At 68.9% G+C, this 4,509-nt stretch carries 4 protein-coding genes; all 4 read right to left on the bottom strand.

The window, feature by feature from the left end:
- Window positions 1–1,201 (bottom strand): fatty acid desaturase (locus AC6EI8_RS24535; RefSeq protein ID WP_226109193.1); only part of this gene is annotated, 1,201 nt, incomplete at its 3' end.
- A gap of 133 nt (window positions 1,202–1,334) precedes the next feature.
- Window positions 1,335–2,657, bottom strand: coding sequence for a guanine deaminase (gene guaD / locus AC6EI8_RS24530; protein WP_498383129.1), 1,323 nt, complete (start codon window positions 2,655–2,657; stop codon window positions 1,335–1,337).
- Between the two features lie 70 nt (window positions 2,658–2,727).
- Entirely contained in the window at window positions 2,728–3,783 is a 1,056-nt protein-coding gene (locus tag AC6EI8_RS24525) for an adenosine deaminase (RefSeq protein ID WP_226109191.1), read from the bottom strand.
- A gap of 61 nt (window positions 3,784–3,844) precedes the next feature.
- A partial coding sequence (gene xdhC / locus AC6EI8_RS24520) for a xanthine dehydrogenase accessory protein XdhC (RefSeq protein WP_498383127.1) occupies window positions 3,845–4,509 on the bottom strand: 665 nt, incomplete at its 5' end.

Below are 4,509 nucleotides of genomic sequence, written 5' to 3'. Positions count from 1 at the left end.
ACGCCGGCACCGCCGACGGCGCGGTGGTGCGGCGGCCGCGGAAGTCGGTCCAGCACAGCGCCTGGAAGTCGTACAGCTTGCAGCGGCGCGCGGTATCGAAATACCAGCGCCACGAGAAGTTCTGCACCACGATGCGGCCGGGCAGCGCCTGCTCCAGCAGCGCTTGCGCCCGCTTGAGCCGGTACAGCGGCACGCTCATGTCGACGTGGTGGGCGGTGTGTTCCATGATGTGGTGCAGCAGGGTGCCGACACCATGGCGAAAGCGCAGATGGACCGTGGTCGAGACGAAGGGCTGTGCGCGCGCCCACATCGTCTTGCTGTCGTACCAGGCCACGCTCTCATGGGTATGGTGGACGTACAGCACGAAACCGACGGTCGCGTTCCAGACCAGGAAGGGCACGGCGAAGCCGGCCACCAGCAGCAGCGCGACCGACTGCTGTGTCGCCAGCGCCAGCCAGACCAGCGAGCCGATCCACAGCGCCGCAAAGCCGGCCACCAGCAGGCAGTCCAACAGGAAGATCTTGCGGCGCGTCGCCATCTGCCGCCGGCTGGGGAAGAACAGTTTCAGCCACCAGATCTCGATCAGGTAATACAGCCCGGCACCCAGGCCGTTGCGGTACAGCCGTTCGAGCGCGCGCCGCCACCACGGCAGCGCCGCGTATTCCTGCATCGAACACGGGGCCCAGACGAAGTCGAAGCCCTTCAGGTTGGTATAGCCGTGATGGACGACGTTATGCCCGACCTCCCACAGGCTGTATGGCGTCAGCGACGGCAGGAAGGCGATCCGGCCCAGCCATTTGTTCAGGCCGCGGCGCGGCGTCAGGCTCTGGTGGCAGGCATCGTGCCCGAGGATGAACAGGCGCGCGATCAGCACGCCGGCCAGCACGCCGAGCCCGAGCTTGGCGAGCCAGTGCGGGGCGACGACCAGCGCGGCGAGGGCGGCGATGAACAGCGTCGCGTCGAGCGCGAACAGCAGCAGCGCGCGCGGCGTGCTGCGCTCGGACAGCGGAATCAGCCAGCCGCGGATGATCTTGCGCGGCGGCAGCGGCGCGTCGGCAGACAGCGGCGCGGGCGGATGGCCGGAACCATCGGCATCGGCGGACGGAACGGCCGAGGCCGCGGGAACGGCTGGGGCGGGGGAAACGAGCGAGACGGGCGAGACGGGCGAGACGGGTGCAACGGCTGAGGCGGGTGTGGTCATCTTGGCATCGGCATTGTCGAATGGCGCGGGCCAGCGTAATGCAGATCGATGACAACCGCCTTGACCGCGGTCAAGCCACGGCGCCGGACCGCCTGCGCGGCCTGTCCGGCGCCGTTCGGGGCTGGCGAGGCGCTTAGACGCCCGCCCGCTCGCCCATCACGTAGACGCTGTCGATCACCCGATCGTCGCCCAGCATCGCAAACGCGAACAGCTGCTCCTCGAGCGTTTCCGAGCGCGCGCTGCGGCGGCCCAGCAGCGGCGTGGCGTCGGGGTCGAGCACGATGAAGTCGGCCTCGTTGCCCGGCGCGAAGCTGCCGACGCGGTCGCCCCAGCCCAGCGCATCGGCCGGCGCGCGCGTGGCCAGGTAGAACATCCGCAGCGCGGTCAGGTGGTAGCCGCCCATTCGCGCGACCTTGTGCGCGGCGTTCATCGTGCGCAGCATCGAGAACGAGGTGCCGCCACCGACGTCGGTGGCCAGCGTCAGATTGAGCCGATGCGCGTCCGACTGGTGGAAGTCGTACAGGCCGCTGCCGAGGAACAGGTTCGAGGTCGGGCAGTGCGCCACGGCCGCGCCGGTATCGGCGAGCCGGCGGCGATCGTCGTCATCCAGATGGATCGCATGGCCGTAGAACGCGCCCGGGCGCAGCAGGCCGTATCGATCGTAGACGTCCAGATAGCTGCGCGCCTGCGGGAACAGCTCGGCGACCCATTTGACCTCGTCGCGGTTCTCGGCCACGTGGGTCTGGATCAGCGCGTCGGGGTAGGCGCGCGCCAGCTCGCCGCAGGCTGCCAGCTGCGCCTCCGTCGAGGTCGGCGCGAAGCGCGGCGTGATCGCATAGGACAGCCGCCCCTTGCCATGCCAGCGCGACAGCAGGTCGGCCGATTCCCGCGCGCCGGACTCGGCGGTGTCGCGCAGGAAGTCCGGGCAATGGCGGTCCATCAGCACCTTGCCCGTCGCCAGCCGCAGATTGCGGCGATGGCTCTCGGCGAACAGCGCATCGGCCGAGGTCGCATGCACGGTGCTCCAGACCAGCGCGCTGGTGGTGCCGTTGCGCAGCAGCTCGTCGGCGAAGAAGCTGGCCACCGCGGCGGCGTATTCGGGATCGGCGAAGCGGCGCTCCTCGGGGAACGTGTACGTGTCCAGCCAGTGCAGCAGGCCCGGCGACGGCGACGCGATCATGTCGGTCTGCGGGTAGTGCACGTGCGTATCGATAAAGCCCGGCACGATCAGCTTGCCGCGATGGTCGATCACCTCGGTGTCCGGGGCAATCGAATGCGCCAGTTCGGCGTAGGGGCCGGCCGCGGCGATGCGGCCATTGGCGACCAGCAGCACACCGTCTTCCCAATACTGATACGCGTCATCATGGAATTGCGGGTCGCGCAGGAAATGCAGCACGCGGCCGCGGATGGCGCGGGTGGTACCGGTCGGGGAAGAGGAGCTGGTGGTCTGGTTCATGGTCGTGGGGTTGGAGAAGGCCGGCGCGGGGCGCCGGCCCGATGTTGCGCCGGTCAAGGCCGCAACGGCGTCAAGCCGTCGCGGCGCTTGCCGGCGTCGTGGGGCTGGCCGATTGCCAGAAGCGGTCGACCTCGGTCAGGTATTCGGCCTTCAGGGCCGGCCGCAGGAAACTCGCCTCGAAGCTGTTGCGTGCGAGCCGGTGCGCGTCGGCGGCATCGAGGGGCAGCGCATCGAAGGTCGCTTCCCAGTTGGCGTTCATATAGCCGCCGAAATAGGCCGGGTCGTCCGAATGGATCGTCACCGCGACGCCGGCATCCAGCAGCTTCTTCAGCGAATGGTCGCGCAGGTCCGGATAGACCTTGAGCTTCTGGTTCGACAGCGGGCAGACCGTCAGCGCGATGCGTTCGCGCGCCAGCCGCTCGACCAGCGCCGGATCGTCGATGGCGCGCACGCCGTGGTCGATCCGCTCGACCTGCAGGATGTCGAGCGCGTCGCGGACATAGTCGGCGGGGCCTTCCTCGCCGGCATGGGCCACGCGATGCAGGCCCAGCTCGCGCGCGCGGGCAAATACCCGCGCGAACTTCTCGGGCGGATTGCCGCGCTCCGACGAATCGAGGCCGACGCCGATAAAGCGGTCGCGATAGGGCAGCGCGGCTTCGAGCGTGGCGAACGCGTCTTCCTCCGACAGATGCCGCAGGAAGCAGAGAATCATGCTGCTGGAGAAATCGTACTGCGTGCGCGCCTGCGCCAGGGCGTCGGCGATGCCGTCGATCACGATCTCGATGTCCACGCCGCGCGCGGTATGCGTCTGCGGATCGAAGAAGATTTCCGCGTGGCGCACGTTGTCGGCGACGGCGCGCTCGACGTACGCCATCGTCATGTCGAAGAAGTCTTCCTCGGTCAGCAGCACGCTGGCGCCGGCATAGTAGATGTCGAGGAAGGACTGCAGGTCGGTGAACGCATAGGCGGCGCGCAGCGCCTCGACGCTGGGGTAGGGCAGCTTGACCTGGTTGCGCTGCGCGAGCCGGAAGATCAGCTCGGGCTCGAGCGTCCCTTCGATGTGCACATGCAGTTCGGCCTTGGGAGTGCGGCGGATGCGTTCCGCGAGCGCGGCGTCGAGCGTCATGGGGGGATCCTTTTTTGCTATGCCGGCATGCTGTTCGGGTTCGAGCAGAAGGCCGGCGCGGTTACCGGTGGGCGGGGCTGCCGCTGTCGCTATCGCCTTCGCCCGGTTGCCCGCCGTCCCGCTGCGTTGCCGGTGCGTCGGAGCGCAGCGCGGCCAGGCGCTGATCGCGCACTTGCAGCAGCTGGGCGACGATGGCAACTGCAATCATAGCCGGAGCCTTGTCGGTGATGCCCGCGACGCCGATCGGGCAGGTCATCCGCGCAAAGGCGGCCGGGTCGATGCCATGCTCGACCATCCGGTGTTCGAAGCGGGCGCGCTTGGTCTTGGAGCCGATCAGCCCGAAGTACGCGAAGTCGGTGCGCCGCAGGATCCGTTCGCACAGCGCCTGGTCCAGCGCATGGCTGTGCGTCATCACCAGGAAGTAGCTGCCGGGCGGCGCGTGATCGACCACCGCCTCGGCCGTATCGGTGGCCTCGGCCACCACGTTGCCGGGCAGGCCGGCCGGAAACAGCGTGTCGCGCTCGTCGACCCAATGGACCGTGCACGGCAGCGTGCCGAGCACCTTGACCAGCGCATGGCCGACATGGCCGGCGCCGAACAGCACCACGTGCATCTCGTCCGGGGCCAGCAGGTCGGTCCAGCTGCCGTCCTCGTGCAGCGTGACGGCGGGCAGCGTCGGCAAGGGCGTGCGGTCGACGGCATGGCGCACCGGGCCGGCGGCCGGCA

It is taken from the genome of Cupriavidus sp. R6-3 (assembly GCF_059772245.1).
Note: the sequence above shows the minus strand (reverse complement) of the source record. Positions and strands in the feature narration are given on the sequence as shown.